The sequence below is a fragment of the Gilliamella sp. LMG 34360 genome (assembly GCF_984568995.1).
Genome location: NZ_OZ474900.1, coordinates 2,925,647 through 2,946,133, shown reverse-complemented (window position 1 = coordinate 2,946,133; position 20,487 = coordinate 2,925,647). Strand labels below are relative to the sequence as shown.

15 protein-coding genes are annotated in these 20,487 nt (G+C 32.2%); all 15 read right to left on the bottom strand.

The genetic code is table 11. The features are described from left to right. Positions 1-27: 27 nt before the first annotated feature. The gene (locus AC5LW9_RS13225; protein WP_493456042.1) at positions 28-1,512 is read right to left on the bottom strand and encodes an NAD(P)H-hydrate dehydratase; all 1,485 of its coding nucleotides are present in this window, start codon (positions 1,510-1,512) and stop codon (positions 28-30) included. A 70-nt stretch (positions 1,513-1,582) separates the two neighbouring features. Next, positions 1,583-2,977: a UDP-N-acetylmuramate:L-alanyl-gamma-D-glutamyl-meso-diaminopimelate ligase gene (gene mpl / locus AC5LW9_RS13220; protein WP_493456041.1), complete on the bottom strand. Its 1,395-nt coding sequence runs from the start codon at positions 2,975-2,977 to the stop codon at positions 1,583-1,585. A gap of 123 nt (positions 2,978-3,100) precedes the next feature. Beyond that, entirely contained in the window at positions 3,101-4,837 is a 1,737-nt protein-coding gene (gene recJ / locus AC5LW9_RS13215; RefSeq protein WP_493456040.1) for a single-stranded-DNA-specific exonuclease RecJ, read from the bottom strand. Between the two features lie 80 nt (positions 4,838-4,917). After that, positions 4,918-5,622 (bottom strand): bifunctional protein-disulfide isomerase/oxidoreductase DsbC, encoded by a 705-nt coding sequence (gene dsbC, locus AC5LW9_RS13210; RefSeq protein WP_493456039.1) that lies wholly within the window; start codon positions 5,620-5,622, stop codon positions 4,918-4,920. Positions 5,623-5,647: 25 nt separating this feature from the next. Then, on the bottom strand, positions 5,648-6,547 hold the full coding sequence (gene xerD, locus AC5LW9_RS13205; RefSeq protein WP_025314577.1) for a site-specific tyrosine recombinase XerD: 900 nt from the start codon (positions 6,545-6,547) through the stop codon (positions 5,648-5,650). A gap of 225 nt (positions 6,548-6,772) precedes the next feature. Beyond that, positions 6,773-7,006, bottom strand: coding sequence for a hypothetical protein (locus AC5LW9_RS13200; protein ID WP_493456038.1), 234 nt, complete (start codon positions 7,004-7,006; stop codon positions 6,773-6,775). A 467-nt stretch (positions 7,007-7,473) separates the two neighbouring features. After that, a complete protein-coding gene (locus AC5LW9_RS13195; protein WP_198228644.1) occupies positions 7,474-8,124 on the bottom strand; it encodes a hypothetical protein in 651 nt (216 codons plus the stop codon). 494 nt (positions 8,125-8,618) lie between these two features. Then, a complete protein-coding gene (locus tag AC5LW9_RS13190) occupies positions 8,619-9,569 on the bottom strand; it encodes a hypothetical protein (protein ID WP_198228645.1) in 951 nt (316 codons plus the stop codon). 3 nt (positions 9,570-9,572) lie between these two features. Beyond that, complete coding sequence (locus tag AC5LW9_RS13185) at positions 9,573-10,178, bottom strand: hypothetical protein (RefSeq protein ID WP_198228646.1); 606 nt, start codon at positions 10,176-10,178, stop codon at positions 9,573-9,575. 13 nt (positions 10,179-10,191) lie between these two features. After that, positions 10,192-10,545, bottom strand: a complete 354-nt coding sequence (locus AC5LW9_RS13180) for a hypothetical protein (protein WP_493456037.1) — start codon at positions 10,543-10,545, stop codon at positions 10,192-10,194. A 386-nt stretch (positions 10,546-10,931) separates the two neighbouring features. After that, the gene (locus AC5LW9_RS13175) at positions 10,932-11,531 is read right to left on the bottom strand and encodes a hypothetical protein (protein ID WP_065738417.1); all 600 of its coding nucleotides are present in this window, start codon (positions 11,529-11,531) and stop codon (positions 10,932-10,934) included. Positions 11,532-11,594: 63 nt separating this feature from the next. Next, complete coding sequence (locus tag AC5LW9_RS13170; RefSeq protein WP_411628047.1) at positions 11,595-12,233, bottom strand: hypothetical protein; 639 nt, start codon at positions 12,231-12,233, stop codon at positions 11,595-11,597. Between the two features lie 594 nt (positions 12,234-12,827). Further along, complete coding sequence (locus AC5LW9_RS13165; protein WP_493456036.1) at positions 12,828-13,703, bottom strand: hypothetical protein; 876 nt, start codon at positions 13,701-13,703, stop codon at positions 12,828-12,830. A 430-nt stretch (positions 13,704-14,133) separates the two neighbouring features. Continuing rightward, the gene (locus AC5LW9_RS13160) at positions 14,134-17,556 is read right to left on the bottom strand and encodes a hypothetical protein (protein ID WP_493456035.1); all 3,423 of its coding nucleotides are present in this window, start codon (positions 17,554-17,556) and stop codon (positions 14,134-14,136) included. Positions 17,557-17,575: 19 nt separating this feature from the next. After that, positions 17,576-20,308: a type VI secretion system Vgr family protein gene (locus tag AC5LW9_RS13155; RefSeq protein WP_493456034.1), complete on the bottom strand. Its 2,733-nt coding sequence runs from the start codon at positions 20,306-20,308 to the stop codon at positions 17,576-17,578. Positions 20,309-20,487 lie beyond the last annotated feature (179 nt).

Below are 20,487 nucleotides of genomic sequence, written 5' to 3'. Positions count from 1 at the left end.
ATTTAAAATTTAAGGTTATTTTTATAGCTAAACATGTAATATATCATTTAAACTTTCAATGATATCACTGGCTAATAAACTATATTTATTATGTCTTTTTAAAGCAGCATCACCGGCTAATCCATGTAAGTAAACACTTACTGGGGCTGCTTTTGTCGGCAATAAATGTTGAGCGATAAGTCCAGCCATTATTCCCGTTAAAACATCACCCGTCCCCCCGGTAGACATACCATTATTCCCGGATTGGTTAATATAAGTGGCGTGTTCAGGTATTGCGACAATGGTTTTTGCATCTTTTAGAACACAGATTACGTTAAAGTCTTTTGCAAATTTTTTAGCTGTTGTGATGAGATTAGATTTAATTTTTTCTATCGGTAGATTGACTAATCTAGACATTTCGCCCAGATGAGGTGTGACAATAACCGTTGACTGAGCTCGTTGAAGTAATTCTAAATTCGTAGCCAAGGCATTAAGTCCATCAGCATCAATAATTATAGGAATTGTAGCGTATTGCAATACGTGCGCTAGGATTTTATGAGTATCATCGGATACGCCCATTCCTGGTCCAATCACAATGACTGAAGCCCAATTTATTAATTCTTCGAGGTTTTTTATATCAATTTTTTGGGGAATATATGGCGTAAGTAATACTTCAGGTAGTTGAGTCAATAAAATATCACGATTGCATATTGGTGTGTAAATACGTACTAACCCTGCACCGGTTTTATAAGCGGCTTTAGCCGAAAAGAACGCGGCTCCAGACATATTTTCTGAACCAGCAATAATCAATACTTTACCATAGCTACCCTTATGGCTATTATCTGATCGGCATGGTAGTAATTGACTCAACTCGTTAGATTGATAAGTATAATGACTTGCTGGGGTATTTGCATAGATACCAATATCTGCAATCGAGACTTCACCAGCTAATTCGACCCCAGGGTAAAGTGATAAACCAATTTTTGAATAGGCAAACGTTACCGTTTGTTTGGCTTTGACTGCAATACCAAGAATTTTACCTGTATTGCTGCAAAGTCCTGAGGGAATATCAACCGCAAGCACTTCAGCATTACTTTGATTAATCAATTCAATCGTATGAAGAAAGTCGCCAGTGACAATACGATTAAGCCCTATACCGAAAATGGCATCAACAATAGTTGTATATTTGGCAAAGGAATCAGTGGGTGATGTTACAAAGGTAATATTATAATGCTGGGCTATTTTAAGTTGCTGTAATGTTTCATCGGAAGCATTTTCTGGCTTACCAATTAAATAAACATCCACATCAATATGTTGTAATTTTAGTAGGCGAGCAACGGCAATACCATCACCACCATTGTTACCGTATCCACATACTACAGCCACTTTATTTAAATTATAGTTATTGTTACTGAGTTGGTTCACAACGGCTAGTGCCGCACGTTCCATGAGTACTAGGGAGGGTAAGCCAATTTCATTTGAGGTATAAGCATCGTAATGCTTCATTTCAGACGAGGTAACTAAGTATTGCATGATACTGCCTCTTTCTGTAAATGAGATGCCACATTAAGTGGCAAAATCATACAGGTAAATTAATCAATGATTAGATTAATGATTGTTCATTCATTTGCTTTTTTAACTGTTGTTTTTTTAGGCTTTCTAATATTTTATTATGTATTCCGCTAAAACCGCCATTACTCATAATTAAAATGGCATCAGTCGGTTTAGCCGATTTTGTTATCATTTCGACAAGTAAATCGATATCGCCAGACCAATATGCAGGCTGAATACAACCATCAACAACATCCGCTACTAACCATGGTAATTGTTCAGGTTGGAATAAGTAAACTTCATCAGCACGACCAAGTGATGGCGCCAACTCATCTTTTGATACTCCAAGCTTCATTGTATTTGAACGAGGTTCAAGAACGGCTAAAATTCGGCGATTAGCGCCAATTTTACTACGTAATGCTTCAAGTGTTGCCAAAATTGCAGTTGGATGATGGGCAAAATCGTCATATATTTCAATATTATTAACTTCACCATAAAGTTCTAACCGTCTTTTGGCGTTGATAAATGAACCGAGTGCTGCACAAGCATCCGTCGGCTTAATACCAACATTATGAGCTGCAGCAATAGCCATCAACGCATTATGCATGTTATATTCACCGACTAAAGAATACTTAACTTCGCCCACTTTTTCGCTATTGTAGTAAACCGCAAAATGGCTGGCATCACTGTTAATACGTTGCGCTAACCAACCTGTTTCAGATTCCGTAAAACTTTGTTCGCTCCAGCAACCTTTAGCTAGTACTTGTTTTAAATTAACATCATCTTGTGGCGTGATGATAAGTCCTTTACTTGGTACTAAACGAACTAAGTGGTGAAACTGCTTTTGGATTGCAGCAAGATCATCAAAAATATCAGCATGATCAAATTCTAAATTATTCATGATTAATGTCTTAGGGCAGTAATGCATGAATTTTGAGCGTTTGTCGAAAAATGAACAATCGTATTCGTCAGCTTCAATAACAAAAAAGTTACCTTCGCCTAATCTTGCCGATACATCAAAATTACCAGGTACACCACCAATAACAAAACCTTGCTTATAACCTTGTTTTTCTAAAATCCAATTGACCATTCCAGCTGTGGTTGTTTTACCATGTGTACCTGCAACCGCAATAACCCAGCGCTCGCATAAAACATTGTCATGTAACCATTGGGGAGCTGAAATATAAGGAATATTATTATCAAGCACATATTCAACACAAGGGTTACCTCTTGATAACGCATTACCAATGATCACCAGATCAGGGGTAGGGGTCAATTGTGAAGGATCATATCCTTCAATAATATCAATATGCTCTTTTTGTAAGAGTGTACTCATCGGCGGGTAAACATTTTTGTCTGAACCCGTTACGTGATGACCCTGCGAACGGGCTATTAATGCAATTCCTGTCATAAATGTGCCACAAATTCCTAGAATATGAATATGCATTTTTAGTCCTTAACTTTAATAAAATGTACTGATAATAATATCTGTTTTGTTATCACTGTCGTTTTGATTGGCAATTGGATGTAATTCCGAAATGTCCAGATAATTATAGTCGATTTTTATGGCTTATGCGATAGGCCATAAATATCGAATCAATAATTTTGCCATTTGATTACCTCGAAATTCATCTACCATCAGATGATAAACGATTTTGACATTTTTTAATGATTGATCTGGCCATTGTTGTAAATTAGCATTAAATAATATCCCTTCAATCACCGGTCCCCCTTTTTGGGGTTCCAAAACCAATCTAAGATGTTTTTCTGCAAATAAGCGCTGTTGATGAATGATAAATTCTCCATCAAAAATAGGCTCAGCAAACCCTTCTCCCCAAGGTCCTGCTTCTTTTATATGTTTTGCGATCGCATAATTAAAATCTTTACCATCAATTTCACCATCTGTTTCAATAATTGGTTCTAGTGATGTCTTAATTAATTTCGCATTGATTAACTCTTCAAAACAATTTTTAAATTGTTCAAAATCTTCTTCACGAATGGTTAAACCTACCGCCATTGCATGACCACCAAAACTCACAATTAAATTAGGGTATTTCTGATCAAATTCATCTAATAAATCACGGAAATGTATTCCTGCAATTGATCTTCCCGATCCTTTTAAAAAACCGTCTGATGTTGAAGCAAATGAGATAACGGGTCGATAATACTTATCTTTTAATCGGGCAGATAAAATACCAATAATACCTTGATGCCATTCAGGATGATAAACAATAAGTATGTCAGGAATGGCTGTTGCTTGATTTTCAATTTGTTGAATAAATGATAATGCTTCTTTATGCATAGTTTGCTCAATCAACTTGCGATCATTATTGAGCATATCAAGATTTTTGGCTTGTTCTAAAGCAGTATCAAAATCATCACAAAGTAACAATTCAACACCTAAAGACATATTATCCATTCTACCTGCTGCATTTAGTCGGGGAGCCACATAAAAGGCGAGATCGGTTGCAGTGAAAGACGACTGCTCTTTTTTAGCAATTTGCAATAAAGCTTTTATTCCTTCACAACAATAGCCTGATCGAATTCGGCTTATGCCTTGATGGACTAATATTCGATTATTGTGATCAAGTTTTACTACATCAGCAATAGTACCTAAGGCCACTAAATCCAGTAAATTAGTAACATTATATGGCGTTAAATTTCTCTTTGTATACCAATCTTCCTTACGTAATTTAGCCCTTAATGCCAGCATAAAATAAAAGGCTACTCCGACGCCAGCCAAATGTTTAGATGGAAAAGCACAATCAGGTAAATTAGGATTGATTATGGCATCAGCATTGGGTAACTGTTCAGGACAGAGATGATGATCAGTAATAATCACCGTTAAATTAGCTTGCTTTGCATACTCGACCGCTTCAACAGCAGCAATACCATTATCAACAGTGATAATTAAATCCGTGTGTTGTGAAATAGCTTTTTTTACTACGCTTATACTTAATCCATAGCCATCTTCAAAGCGATCTGGAATAATATAATCAACAAATTGACAGCCCATTTTTCTAAGTGCTGTGACCATTAATGCCGTACTTGTTGCCCCATCGGTATCGAAATCACCGACAACGACAATGCGTTTATTCTCTTTCATTGCCGAATAAAGAATTTCAACAGCATTTTGTGTCCCATCCAATTTATCAAAATTGCATAAATTTTGCGTAGTATAATCAAGTTCATGCATGGATCTAATACCACGCAATGCGTATATTCGTTGCAATAATCGCGGAATATCTTGTGATAACTCAGGAAAAATTTCAGGTAATTTTCGATGTAATATTTTGGTTTTATTCATATTATAAATGTTAGCGTCAAAACGCTAACATATGTCTTTATATTCGTTTTAATTAATGATTAAAAATGATTAGTTAAATATTACTTAACCGATTTTTTATTTAAAATAGTCAGTAATTTATCAGCAGGAACATAGCCAGAAACAAGTTGACCATCAGCTAAAACAATGGCCGGTGTGCCAGTAATACCAATTTGTTTGCCAACGTTAAATTGTTGGGTTACATAAGGTATCATACTGCTTGCTGGAGAGATAGGATTATCTTTGTAAGCATTTTCAAAAGCAGCTTTACGATCCGCTACACTCCAGATTGATTGCATGTTTTTCCCAACTTCGCTATCCGCACCAGCACGAGGAAAAGCATAATAGTGTACTGAAATACCCGCATCTAAATATTTATTAATATTTTCATGCAATAACTTACAATAATGACAAGTATAATCGGTGAATACCGAAATAACATATTTTTCATTGTTAGCTTTATAGACAATAGCATCTTTCTCAATAGATTTAATTAATTTAACATTGTTGCTATTAGCTATATTTTGTGGTTCATCACCTTGTACATCAAAAATAGGTCCTTGAGTTAAGTATTTACCATCATCAGAAACATAAAAAATGCCATCAGGCGTAATCACGGTTTTAAATCCATTTACTGGACTATTCTCAATTTTTATATCTTTGGATTCATAACCTAACCGGTTTAAGCTTTTTGTAATATCTGTATTAGCTGCTAGTACTGAAGTTGAGATTAATGCCAAACCTATACTTAAAACTATTTTCTTCATTTAATTATCCTTATTTTGTTGAGAACTACGCTCGAGGATGATGTTTGCTGTGTAACTGCTTTAACCTTTCCGTTGCTACATGTGTGTAAATTTGAGTGGTTGATAAGCTACTATGACCGAGTAGCATTTGTACCACGCGCAAATCCGCGCCATGATTAAGCAAATGGGTTGCAAAAGCATGTCGAAGTACATGGGGGGAAAGAGCCTCAATATTAATGCCGGTTAGTATGGCATAATATTTGATTCTATGCCAGAAAGTCTGTCTGGTCATTTTTTTTCCTAATCTGCTTGGAAAAAGTACATCAATTGCACCATTTTTCAAAAGATCATTTCTAGCATATTTAAAATAATATTCTAACCAATAAATCGCTTCTTCACCAAGTGGTACTAAACGTTCTTTGTTACCTTTACCGATGATTCGAACGACACCTTGACGTAAACTGACATCACTTATTTCTAAATTAACCAATTCAGAAACACGTAAACCTGTGGCGTAAAGAACTTCTAGCATGGCTTTGTCGCGAAGCTCAATAGGGTCTTCAATACTAGGTGATTCAAGCAAAGCATCAACTTGTGATTCAGTTAAATCTTTAGGCAGTTTTTTGGGTAATTTAGGTGATGATAAAACTGCAGAAGGATCATCAGTACGATAGTTTTCTTGATAAAGATACTGAAAAAATCGTTTAGTTGCACTGAGTAAACGTGCAGAGCTGCTGGCTTTATACCCATCTTGAACTCTCTGCATTAAAAAATTCTGTAAATTATCCGTTTGTGCGGTCAATAACGTTACATCTTGTTGTTGCAGTGATTGACTTAATGCTATTAAATCAAGTTTATAAGATGCAATAGTATTTTCAGCTAAATTGCGTTCTAGCCATAGTGCATCTAAAAATTGTTGTATTAACAGTTTATTTTGTGCTGGTATATTTTTATCAGATATCAAAAGTCATCTCTACTATTAATTTATGATAATTATTATATACCAACTGAGGATAAGTTGCAGATAGGTTCAGATTATAGGCTGGTATAATACTTTTTCGATATTCAATTATTCTATTTACCCCATTTTTTTACTTAAACGTATAGTTAACCTGAAACTTTTTGACAAAATCATTTCATCAAGCGGATTATGCCAAATGTTGTAAACATGTTAGTGTCTATTTTTAAGACTCTTTAAAGGATAAAGATTATCTACTTCTTGTTGCTTTGAATTATCTAATTGCCAATAATTTGGTGGATAGGTACAATCTTTTTCTAATTTATTCATGTCGATTTTCCTAAAAAATGGGTCGCCACGATATTTATCCTCTATTTGATAGTGCTGACTGTAACAGTGGGAGCTGAATAGTAAACATAATGATGCTAAATAATGTGAGTATTTCATCTGTTAACCGTTAATCCTTTCCTTATTTTTGAAAAAGTTACAGGTAAAAATCACAACTTTTTCTCGGTAATTATCTAACTTTTTTTATCATTTTTATAATTTCATACTTATAAATCCAACTTACTGACTAGTGAGCGAGTTGTTTTTCAATATTGGTTATTTCTTGTTTATAATTTTGAATTAAACAAAACATAACTTTAGATAAATAAGGATCGGTCTTTCTCCTATTACCAGAAACTGGAGGTGGTAATTCTAAACAACTTGAAGCCATTTTTTGCTGTAATTTTAAATAAGATTTTTTTATTGTATTGTTACTTTTATTCAATAAGTTAATTTTTTGCTTTAATCTATTGTTGTAATGGTTATAAATATCTATATAACAACTATAATATTCTTCTTTGATGTTTACCCAACCTGTTATTAGCCAATTCTCTTCATTTCCTACGTAAACATTTTGACAATTAAACTTATTTACACACATTCATCTCTTTTCTTTCTTTAAAAAGATAATGACATTTAATGGATTCTTGTAATTTAAATTTGCCATTATTTTCTACTGAATATTTACCCCAAAAGTTTAGCGTTTGCCCTTCTTCTAATATATTAGAACTTAATACATAGATATAATTATCAATGAAATAGTATTGTGATTTTGCATAATAACTTTCCATATCATACTCATTAGAGTAAATGATTAGCTGATCAATTACTTTATCATTCATTTCTGTATATATTTTAACTTCATCATCTAATAAGTTTTTCGGATAATTTGGTTCTTTTGTTTTTTTTAAAAATAAATTGACACCGTTTATAGGTGTTAAATATATTTTTTCATTTAATTTTATATTGTCTACTATATTTTCATAATCAAAATTCACCTTAGAAAAGATGCATTTTTCTCTCTCTTCATTGATTTCTTTATCAATTCCTCCATATGGATGAGCCTCATTGCAAGATAAATCTATTTTTTTAGCAAACTCTTTTTTACTTATAAGTTCATCACCTATGTAGTTCTTAGAATCGAGAATTAACTTTGATTTTATACTGGTATCTTTTATCTCTGCATGAATATTAGAGAAGAAAAAACAAAGTAACATTATAAATAATTTTTCTTTCATAATTTATAATCCTTACATATAATTAATCATTAGAATAATTTAATCTCTTTTACTTTAGTATTATCAAAATCGCCTGAGTGTAAATGAGTATGGAGAAGTGCATCTTATTGTTTAGTATTATTATTTTTATTCTCTATAAACATCTAACTTTTTATTAAATAATGAGAAAGTGCTTTTTTGCTTTAGATTTTTTGACTACTAATGCCATGTTCTTTTTGCTTCTTTAAGATAATATGTAAAAGTATTTTTGCTATTGCATTAAATATCAAATTCTTCTAAATACTGTTGAACTGGGTTTTTATCGTAATCTGAATTGAAAAATACAATCAAATTATCAGGAAAATTTATTTGTACATTAAGGTTATTAACTTTTAATGCCCCATAAATTTATCCAACACCCTTCTCGGCAATGTCATGATCTAATAACCAAATATTAAGTTGCTAATAATTAACTAAATGCATATATAAAACTTAGATCATCGACTTTCTAATATTTAATCGATTTTTTCAATCCTTTTGTTCAATTGCTCGGTTAAACATTTAGTGATGGTAAAGGTAAAATTCTCTGCTTCAAAATGATCATCCGGCTCAGTTATTGATAAACATATTTTATTGATTTCCTTATCAATTATTTCTATCGATTGTTTATTATTTATATTTTTTTCTTTTAACTTCTCAAGTTTTTGAGACAAAATATTATGGTAAAAACGATACGAATCAATACTACAACGTGTCGAATATTCTTTTTGATAACATGTTTTTAATTTGTCAACTTCATAATTTGATTCTTCTAATGAACCTTCAAGAATTTTAAAATGATCTGGATAAATGATTTCATATTTATATCCATTATCGATCAACAGTTCTGAAAGTTTAAAATGTAAATTTTCTTTGTCTATTTGATAGTGTTTCCAAAATATAGGCTCCACATTACCATCTATATCCTTGACTGATAATGTATAAATATCCCCGCTATCACTAATATAATAATATTGATTGATTAACCAATAATAACCTTCCACATCATAATAACTCTTCGCTAAAGTAATTTTATCTATAAAATTTGTTTTATTAAAAATGGATAAATTGAGCGCTTTAATGGGGTATTTTATATTGTTAATTATTTTGGCAGAGGTAGTTTTCTCAATAATAAGATCTAGTTTCTCAGAACTATAAATATTTTTTTTATTGTTAATTGTTTCATATAAATTTTCAAAATAGAAAGCAATTTGATTAATTGGACAATTTTCTCTTATCCTTTCTCGTTCAGAATTTGTCATCTGCCAAAAATCAATTGTTTTACGGCAATCTTTTTCTAATTGAATTATATCCATTGAAGGAATATTAGATTTACCTTTATAATCATCCGCCACATTAAATTGCTCAGCATAGCTATTAAAAATAAGCAAATTCATTATCACCGCTATATATATTGATTTTTTCATAAACTACTCCTTTGTTGAATTAAAAATACCAGAAGGAGTCATTTGAAATTCTACAGTTTTGGTATCGATTTGATTATTTTTTGGCTCCTCATCGTCCTCAAAAAGGTTTTCTTGCTGATATTGAGTTATCAAAATTTTTCCATTTGGATTTATAATAAAGTCATTCCAGTATGATATTTCACCACCCTCAACTTTATAAAGTAATATTGCATCAATAACCTCCCCTTGATTATCATAACTATATAATTGAAAAGTAAAAACTTTACCATCATTTTCACCTGTCGCCATCTGTATAACGCCTTTATATAAAATATTTTTATAATAAAAATAACAATGAGGAAAATAAAATGTCGTTTTAGCGAGATAATCAAATAATTTAGGTTTATATGAAAATTCTTTATTAGTGAACCTGAGAGGAAACGGCATATCAGGAGACAAATACAACCCATATTCTCCCCAATAATAGTATTTTTTTAATTCATTAGAGGAATAAGGTAAGTTTATTTTTTTATAGTAATTTAATTCACTTGTTACATTTGTTGAAAATGCATAATTTACAGATAAATAACTTATAAAAAAAATAATTAAATATTTTCTGAATAATTTCATTATGTTATTTCCTCTAACTTTTAAATAGGCTCGTTAAAACTATTTTTTTGAGTTGATTATGGCCGATATAACCAATAAAATCGCCACTTGAAATTGCAGTCGGCGATTTTAATATCACAATGTCATTGAATTTTTCAGGTTTAAACGTGAATGAAGTCAGTGAGGTTACTTTGACATAACCTTTATGTGGTGCGTCTGAACTGCCATTTTCTTTTAATAAGTTTGGAACATGACAATCTTTAATCTTACGAATTTTAGCGTATCCGTTTTCTTGCTCATCTAATTCAAATGTTGCCGTTAGTGGTAAATAAGTCAATTTTTGTTTATCATCTGCAGCTTTGTATACGGCTATTCCCTTTACGTTCACTTTTAAAATGCCTTGTAATGACTTTTTTATAATTTTTCTATGTTTCAATGTGTTGAATTGATTATTACTAATATAATTTGATAACCAAATATTATGATAGTCTTCTCTAATAGATGGTTATATAGAAAATCAGAAGAAAAATATAATTTATATTCCGCCCAGTAATAGAATTTTTATAAAAATTTAGAGCAATAAGGCAAGTTTACTTTTTTATAATACTTGAGTTCATTTTTAAAAGTATCTGCAATTGCATTGTTAATATTCTCTATCACAACTAAGCAAATAATAAGATAAATTAGGTGTTTTATGCTTTGATCTTTTTCATCCTATAAAATCATATATCCTAATAACAATAAATTTTGAGTTTTTGATTTGATTTTTAATCATCATAACTTAATAAACTTTAAATTATCTTTATCTATTTTATAATGAATATGATTTATATCTTTAATATTTTCACTGTATTCTTTGAATGAAATTATGTAGATATCTCCGCTAGCATCAAAATAGTAGTATTGACTATTTAGGTAAAAAGCACGATCAGAATTATAAGAATAGCTTGCTAAACTTATCCTACTTTTAATTTCCTTTTTGTAAACTAAAGATAAATCTATTTCATAAACTATGTCATGAATTGGATTATCATAATCATAAATTATTTTATCTTTTTTATCAGATTCTTGATGCTTTCTGTCCATAATAAGCTCAAAATCGCCATCACGATAGATGACCGTTTTTTTATCGATTAAATCATAGAGTTTATTAAAATTAAATTTAGTGGTGTTTAAAGAGCAACGCTCTGCCTCCAATTTTCGTTCTTCATTTGTTAAATCTTGCCAATAATCATAATTAAAACCACATCCGGACATATCACCATCTTTCACAAATGGTGCACCTGTATATTTTTCATCAATAATATAGGTGTCACTATAACAAAATGATGTATATATTAATAATAACAAGCCTGAAGAATAAGATATTTTCATTGCATATTTCCCTAAAATCTTGATTAACTCTTTATTAATATTTAATTATTATATTCTTACGTTTTAATTATATCGGTCATAGATAATAGTTTCTTTGACCTTTTTAAAAATACCAGTTGAACTCATTTGATATATATTCTTTGTGAGAAAATGAATATCTCCATTCTTAAACTCCATATCATCATCAATAAGCATTTGCTCCATTTGATTGACTATTATTTGTCCATTAGTAAGTATTTTAAAATCACTCCATCTTAATACCTCTCCCTCAGCTGAATATCTTTCATCTAACATAATTGCATCAATAAAATTACCTTTTTTATCATAACTATTTAATTGAAAATAAAATATTGGTTCATCATTATCGATATGTGTCATAAAGATAATACCTTTATAAGTAATATTTTTATAATTAAAATAAACAGCAGGAAAATAAAAAGAATATTTTAATGGGATTCTAACTAAGCTTGGTTTATAAGAGAACTCTTTAGCCGAAAATCTGAATGGCATTTTGGAGTTTGGTGATATATGTAATCCTCCTGCTTCATCTTCCCAATAATATTTAGTTATGTCATTAGAAGTGTAAGGTAGATCTATTTTTTTATAATGCTTGAGTTCATTTTTAAAAGTATCTGCAATTGCAATATTAACATTTCCTAACATAGCTAAGAAAAAAATAATGGGATAAATTAATGGTTTCATTCTTCGATTTCCTTAACTTTCTTCATATCATAATATTACAACATGTAAATGATGATCGTGATTTGTAGTTTCTTTCGGAATATGGTTCAAAAAGTGTTTCTTTCCTTTTAAGGTATAACTCAAACCTAACATTTTTTATCACTTAATATTGAGTGACCTAACAAATTTAATTGTTGATTTAATCCTTTAACTGATAATAATCTGTTTTTTTCTAAAAAAGTAAATATTTTGTTTGGTCATAAAAATCATAAAATTTACTTTTTTATCAATTATGTATTTCCCCATTTTTATCAATGTAATAATAAATACCAAACCGCTTAATCTTAATCATATTTTATGCTTACACTGTTAAAATTATTATATATCATTTATAGTTATACTTTTTATTCACTACCAGATAATGATTAAAACTACAAATAGAATTGATTGTAGGTACTGAATAGTAAACAAAGTGGTACTAGATAATGTGAATATTTCATCTGTTAACCTTAATTATTTCCTTATTTTTGAAAAAGCTGCGTTTAAAATCACAACTTTTTCTCTGTAATCATTTAACTTTTTTATTATTTTATTCTTCCAAATCCAACTTCCTCGCTAATGAGCGAGTTGTTTTTCAATATTGGTTATTTCTTGTTTATAATTTTGAATTAAACAAAACATAACGTTAGATAAATAAGGATCTGTCTCTCCTCTATTACCAGAAACTGGAGGTGGTAATTCTAAACAACTTGAAGCCATTTTTTTCTGTAATTTTAAATAAGATTTTTTTATTGTATTGTTATTTTTATTCAATAAGTTAATTTTTTGTTTTAATCTACTATTGTAATGGTTATAAACATCTATATAGCAACTATAATATTCTTCTTTGTCATACTCATCTTCACATGATTTAAGTTCTTGTGAATCGATTTTTGTGACTGGTTTATTCGAAATAATATTAAATTGATTTGGATAAATGATTTGATATTGTACGCCATCTGTAACATTGACTAACATATCTTGAAGTACAAACTTCATTTTTTGATTATCAATTTTATAGTGTTTCCAAAACATTGGACAAATCCCATCTTCTGTCTCTATCAAATATAATGTATATATCTCGCCCTCAGGGGATATAAAATAATGTTGCTGAGCAGCTGCAAAATCAGAAAGATTAATATAATTATTAGCCAAATAAATCCTATCTTTTACAATATTATCTTTAACTATTGATAAAAATATATCACCTCCATAAATAGTACCATCAGAGCCAATATCATTATTTTCTGACATACTTAATGTCAGTTGAAAATCTTGTCCGTTATAGATGATTATTGGCTCTTTATAAATAAATTTATATAACTCTTTTAAATCAAATTTAAGATTATTTTTTTTAACAGGGCAAAGCTTATCTACTTCTTGTTCCTTTGAATCATATATTGATTGCAAATAATTTGGTGGATAGGTACAATCTTTTTCTAGTTTATTCATATTGATTTTTCTAAATAATGGATCGCCACGATATTTGTCTTCTATTTGATAGTGCTGACTGTAACAGTAGGTGCTGAATAGTAAACAAAGTGCTACTAGATAATGTGAGTATTTCATTTTTAACCTTATATCCTTTTCTTATTTTGAATAAGTTGCGTTTAAATAAATTGCAATTTTTCCCTTTGTTATTTAATCATTTTCATTCTTGCAAATCCGACTTACTTGCTTGGAAGTAAGTTATATATTGCCATTATTTTTTTTACAAATTCTATTCACGGATAATACACAATTCTTACTTGTTATTAATTTTTCTTCAGAATATAAATTGGTTATTAAAATTTTTTTATTATTAGTCTGTGGCTCGACTGTTTCATGTTGCAACCAGTGAGTATTGTAACTAATAGAATAATTAGTATGTAATTGAAATTTTTCATAATTTAATTTCCTTTATAGAACCTGATTCAAATTCTGAATGTAGATGAGTATTATGAAGATTAGATTTTAAATCTTGTTTTGCATTATCAAATTTTTTCTTATTGTTTCCTGTTATTTGTTTATTAAAATTAAATTTATGCATGGCATTAATAAATTTTTGTTCATCGTTATCATTTAAATAAAGAGTATCAACACTTTTTCCATTTACATGTTCAGAACTAGGAAAACAGGATCCTTCAGCAAAACAACTACCTGTAGTTGTTAACTGCAAACCTGTTTCAGCTAAAGCACCAATAAAACCGGCTAAAGGATCTGGTCCTGTATAGCGCCTTTTTGTATTGCTAAAGACATAACTAATTATTACATCGTCTTTAATATAATTAATTTCATCTGGCATCCTAACTATTTCGACATTTTCATTCAATGCTTTATATAGTCGCCAAATTAAGCCTTTTTTTGGATGCTTACCATATTCTGCAATATCTCCATTTTTAAATTTAACTCTTTTTTGGGTGTCTCCTTCATTTAAATTCTCTTTATATTCAATAATATTTGGATCTTTTCTATTCGGCGCACTTACTATTACACCATTTGCTTTCTCCTTAGTAGTATGCCAATCACAAATACATATTTCATGTTCATTATCCTTTTCATCATGATAAACATACTTATATTTTTGCTTGTAGTCTTTCGATATTTCCTGTGGTATGTGTTTTTCAATTTTTCCATCGTGGTAAATATGATATGTCACTATACCTGGGCTTATAAATCTACCCATTATTGATACTGGATGAATAAACCATGCTTTACCATCAGCAGCAAGATTGCTTAGTGCGGGTGTTTGTGGTGTTTGGTTGTTTGTTGGTTGGGTTGCTTGAGATTGTGCCACTTTTTGCCACCAAAGGGATGGTTTAATGCGTTGCTCTTTTTCCAGTTGCCAATGTATTTTGGTTTCCTCGTGCGCTTCATCGACACTGTTTAAGGCTGAGTTTCGCTTATAAGGCATGGTTATGTTATTGTCATCTAACCACTTTTCAATTAATTTTTTTTGTTTCTGTGTTTCTTTATCAAATAAATCATCTATTTCTTTCCATTTAGTTAGCGCTTCGTCTGCATGCCATTCACTTTCATATTTTATTGATAAGTGACCTATCATTTCGGCTATCCAACTATTGCGTAGGCCATCTTTCAGAAATTCAATAGTAAAAGGTGGCAGTCCTTTTTTTCGCTGAACAGAATATAAAAGTGATTCAATTAAGATTTTATGCATAGCTTTCATTGAATCAGTATATTCTTTAATGTCCAATGTTCCTGCTCGGTTATCGTTTATTTTAGTATAAAATTCTCCCACACTAGCTTTTTCGATTACTGTCTCAAATCCTTGCCAATGCCAGGGACTGATTCGTTTAACGTGCTCTTGAGCATCTTTTTTGATGTTTACCCAACCTGTTATTGACCAACGCTCTTCATTTCCTGCGGTGACTTTTACCCAAATTGAATCCGTGCTTTCGTCTTCTATAGTGATTAAATTCTCATTACTTAATGAATCTAATGATACTGTCCGTGGAAAATGTACCGTGTTATCTTTAGTTGCAGGAGGTAAATTATCAAATGATAGCGGAAAATTATTCCAATAAGGAATTACGGTATTGAGTGTCCCATCTTGTCCAAATAAGTGAGAGACATCTTTTGACGCTATCCAATAATGTTTAGTATTCACACAAAAACGTATTTTGACAGATGAACTATTGTGATCAACTTCAACAAGTTCAACCTTATCCGGAATATCAGACTTGGTTAACTGCGGATAAGTTTTATTATATCTATTTTCTAACTGTTCTTTATTGTCGGCTGTTAAAGTGATTTCTAAAGTCTTATTCGATAAGTCGTTATCATTTTCTTCAATTTTTTCATCAACTTTAGATTGTGCAGCCAGATTGTTATCAGCATAGTATTCCTTTGAATTTAAAGTATATTCCAAGTTAATTTTAACGTAATAATTATATTTTTCACTGATAAACTTTATCCCTAATCCTGAAGTTAAGTTTCCATCCGCTTCTGATGCTTGTATCAATCTTGCACCTTTTTCAACCAGAATTAAGTTTTTTTCACTTTCGGGTAAATTATCGGCTAAAGCACGGGTTTGGGTAATAAATGCTAATAAATCCTCACAGGTAAATAATTCAACATGTAACAGTTGCGGTAATTTTTTATCTGATGGTCGTTTTATTGTGGATATAGATGCTTGTGTAGGCTCGTTAAAACTATTTTTTTTGAGTTGATTATGCCCGATATAACCAATAAAATCGCCACTTGAAATTGCAATCGGCGATTTTAATACCACAATGTCATTGAATTTTTCAGGTTTAAATGTGAATGAAGTCAGTGAGGTTACTTTGACATAACCTTTATGCGCTGCGTCTTCACTGTCATTTTCTTTTAATAAGTTTGGAACATGACAATCTTTAATCTTACGAATTTTAGCGTATCCGTTTTCTTGCCCATCTAATTCAAATGTTGCCGTTAGTGGTAAATAAGTCAATTTTTGTTTGTCATCTGCAGCTTCATATACCGCTATGCCTTTTACTTTCACATTTGACTTACCAACAGTGTTATTGTCTTCTTTTACAACTTCATAATCTTGATTGGTATCTGCCGTGTTTCCGGTTGGTACCGGTGATACATCGTTATGCCAAACATAACCGGTAATATCATTTAATTGCTGTTTAAATTCGGTTGAGGTTACCAATGTTCCTTCTGATATCGAAACAATTTTATACCAACCGGCTTTAGTTGCGTGTTTTTCACCTAAACGAATTTTGCTTCCTTTTAACAATAAGCCAACCACTTTTGTTTTGCTGCCATTTTCTCTAATTACACTGCCGAAAACAGTATCCGCCTTATTCTTGTCAACTTTTCCTGAACCAAGTTGCCAATAGTGAGGATACTGTACTTTTGTTTGTTCAGCTTTTATTTTTTCCTGATAGCCATACCAATCAAGCTGATGCATATACAAACTGTATAAGGTTATTACCGGTGGCTCATCTTTTGCATCAGTTGTTTTTGGCATTTGTAATAGGTGTCTTACTAATGTAAAACCAGTCGAAAAATAAGCAACATTTTTTAGGGCGCCACGTAGAACAACAGGTATGTTTTCTTCTGGATAGGTTATTTTAGGGTAGACATCATTGATACGATAGGCAATGACTTCACCGTTAGCCATGCAACGTAATTGTTCATCATTGCCAAGTTTGTTCAGTACTTTTTCATCGAGATGTATTCCACCATGCCATAAACCATTTTCTCCAAATGGATAAAAACCATTATTAGCTTCGGATAATGCCCTATAATAGGTATCTTGGTTTAATTCTTTATCACCAATCGGAAAAATGAATTTCGTTGTTTTTTTTATGGACATTTTATTATTCCTTTAGAAATTATCCTGAAAAATCAACATAATGACTATTTATTAAACGTACTAAACCTACTTCAAGTATATTTTTTGTGAAACTCCGTTTCTCATTATCTAGTGTACTAGGCCCCATTTTTTGCAATGCATTACTTTTTATATAAACATTATCAGCGGTGCCCAGTTCAATCCCGGCACTGCTAATTTTGATATATGAACCACCACACATTAACGTCAGTTCTTCACTTGCGGTAACCGTCAGCTTTCCATCGACACTATCTATTTTAATATCTTGCTTGGCAGCCATATTCAGGTTGGCATTTTGTGCCTGCACCTCAACATCACCTTGGTTGGCAAAGACTTTCATTCCTGATTTATGAGCAAACAGACCGATGGATTCACCAGATGAGACAGTAATGTTTTTTAACGCATTAATGTCAGTTTGGTTTTCACTGGTCATTGAAACACTGTTTGACGTTGACAGTTGAATGTTTTCCGGGCTGGTTAAAGCAATGCCCTCTTGTGCATAAGCAATAATGCCACTTTGGGCTAATTGGGTTAATGTGGCTTTAAGTTGTTCTTGACTGTCGGTATCTGCGCCATGGGCCTCAGAGGCAGTTGCTGCATTTTGCAGTGCTTTAGCAATTGATAACGCATTTTCAAGCTGGGTAATGGCACCTTGCATATCCAGTTGTTTACCCTGTGCCTTAGGCTCGGTCTGACTGGTCAGGTATAAACCTTTATTGGCAGCAATCGCCCCCCACTCATCGGTGCGCAGTTCAAATCCCTCTCCACGCTGCTCTTTGTTTTGGTCAACTAAATGCCCGATGTTAAGCTGGGTTTTACCGTATTCGGTCGCTAACTTAATGTGCTCTTGTCCGCGCTTATCATCCATCCGCAGTTTGTTGTTAGCAGGGGTACGAATTACATTTCGGTGTTTGTTTATGGCGGTCACATGGTCAGGGTGTTGGCTGTCATGCATCGCATGTGCAATATAAGGTCGGTCCGGATTACCGTTAGTAAAGGCAACCGCAACTTCTGTGCCATCAATCAGTGGAAAGTGAAAACCATAGGTACTGCCGGCATACGGTTTAGCCAGTCTTAACCATAAACTCTCTTCACCGTTTCGCCACTCTTTTAAATCAAAGTTAAATTTAACCCGATAGCGCCCTTGTGTATCAATATAACCATAGGTGTCATTATTCGGACTGGTTACCCGTGCCGGTAAAGTGCCGTCAATAGTCGGAAAAGGAATCGGCTCCGGGCGGTAAGGTTTTAATGGCTGGTAAGGTATGGCGGTAAAACTCAGTTCATAAGCCTCACTGCGGTTTCCCTGTCCTTGCACCGTTAATATCATTACCCCCTCATCTATTCCGGCAATCGTACTGCCTTTGATGCGGATATGTTGACCCGGAGCTAAATTGGCCTGATTACTTTTACCCCGGATAACAATTTGACGGCTAATTGCTCGCTCATGGCGAATGCGGGCATACCATTCTCCACTTTCAACACTATTACTCGCATTACCAGAATGAGTGCTAATATCACTGCTATTATCGTTATTATTGCCATTACTATCGTCGGTATCAATATCACCACTGTTTTCATCATCATTATTGTTGGTGTCACTATCAATTCCATTATTGCTGTCACCATTGCTATTTAATCCTTTATAGTGCTCATCATAACGGTAATCAGTACCGTAAGTGGTGTTATCTTTCTGTTGGCTGTTAACTTCACCCAGTAAATTAGCTTGCGCATCGCGGTAGTTATAATCTTGTACTTGTACCGAAGCTTCCACCATCTGACTGTGTAAGGTTATATCCCAGACACTTTCAACGCCGTTATCCAGTGTACCGCTCGGTTGTTTGTACACAATATCAGCTACCTGCTGATAACCTTGTTCATAATCACTGATGACCATCACATCACAGTTGTGTTCACCATGCGTTTCAAATCGGAAATAGACCCCCACATCAGCAAGCAGTCTTTGAATAAACTCAAGGTCACTCTCCTGCCACTGAGTGATAAACTCACGTTCAGGGTATTGCTCTTTAAGTGCTAAACGATAATCAATCCCTGTATAACCATGACCACGCAAGACTTCTTCAACCACACTGATAACGCTTTGATTCTGAAAAATAGCACAGTTATGACTTAATGCCAGTTTGGCTAATTGCGAGGATAAGACAACCTGATAACGGGCTTCATCATTACTGACTGATAATTGACTGAATTGAGTAACCACACCATAAAGAGTGCGTGAGCCGCCCTGAGATAATAGTGAATTTAACGGATTCAGCGGATTAAACTGGGTTAAAGAATTAAGTGAATCGAGTGGATTGGATTGTTTAAGCTTATCTAACTGTTTTAATGGCTCAGACTGTTTTAATGCATCTAATGGATTAGCCGAAGTTAAGGAATTAAGTGCATTAAGTCCTTGAGTTGCAAAGTCGCTTAAACTGCTAGAATTAGCAGGATTAAAACTCAAACGGGCATTTTGGTTAAGGAATGACTCAACAGAAAGTTGTTTATCCGAGCTGGTAAAGGTAATGGTGTAATGCCAAGGCTGGTTAAGTTGTTCATTACTTTCAACCTGTAAGATTGAAACCTCAGCAGGCAAACCATCAATATTTAACGTATAACGATTATGTCCTGCTCCATTAACTAAACCTTGCTTTAAGCCACGACTTAAACCATTGCCCAACTGCTCCATCAAATTGGTTAATCTTTTATCCATGTTATCCTCAATATATTTCATGTGCACTGCAAATACAACTTTGTTTTATTGAATTATTTATTATTATTAATAATTTTTAGTATTATGTTTTTAATAACAATTTGATTATTTGAAAATTTATTATAAATAAAACGCTTTTTTAATGAATTTAAGTTAAAAAATAATCTAAAAATGGTATAAATTACACTGTTTTGAATATT

Bases quoted from the DNA above. Each gene is read 5' to 3' on its own strand.
- AC5LW9_RS13225 (WP_493456042.1), bottom strand. From the start codon at position 1,512: ATGCAATACTTAGTTACCTCGTCTGAAATGAAGCATTACGATGCTTAT.
- mpl (WP_493456041.1), bottom strand. From the start codon at position 2,977: ATGCATATTCATATTCTAGGAATTTGTGGCACATTTATGACAGGAATT.
- recJ (WP_493456040.1), bottom strand. From the start codon at position 4,837: ATGAATAAAACCAAAATATTACATCGAAAATTACCTGAAATTTTTCCT.
- dsbC (WP_493456039.1), bottom strand. From the start codon at position 5,622: ATGAAGAAAATAGTTTTAAGTATAGGTTTGGCATTAATCTCAACTTCA.
- AC5LW9_RS13200 (WP_493456038.1), bottom strand. From the start codon at position 7,006: ATGAAATACTCACATTATTTAGCATCATTATGTTTACTATTCAGCTCC.
- AC5LW9_RS13195 (WP_198228644.1), bottom strand. From the start codon at position 8,124: ATGAAAGAAAAATTATTTATAATGTTACTTTGTTTTTTCTTCTCTAAT.
- AC5LW9_RS13190 (WP_198228645.1), bottom strand. From the start codon at position 9,569: ATGAAAAAATCAATATATATAGCGGTGATAATGAATTTGCTTATTTTT.
- AC5LW9_RS13185 (WP_198228646.1), bottom strand. From the start codon at position 10,178: ATGAAATTATTCAGAAAATATTTAATTATTTTTTTTATAAGTTATTTA.
- AC5LW9_RS13175 (WP_065738417.1), bottom strand. From the start codon at position 11,531: ATGAAAATATCTTATTCTTCAGGCTTGTTATTATTAATATATACATCA.
- AC5LW9_RS13170 (WP_411628047.1), bottom strand. From the start codon at position 12,233: ATGAAACCATTAATTTATCCCATTATTTTTTTCTTAGCTATGTTAGGA.
- AC5LW9_RS13165 (WP_493456036.1), bottom strand. From the start codon at position 13,703: ATGAATAAACTAGAAAAAGATTGTACCTATCCACCAAATTATTTGCAA.
- AC5LW9_RS13160 (WP_493456035.1), bottom strand. From the start codon at position 17,556: ATGTCCATAAAAAAAACAACGAAATTCATTTTTCCGATTGGTGATAAA.
- AC5LW9_RS13155 (WP_493456034.1), bottom strand. From the start codon at position 20,308: ATGAAATATATTGAGGATAACATGGATAAAAGATTAACCAATTTGATG.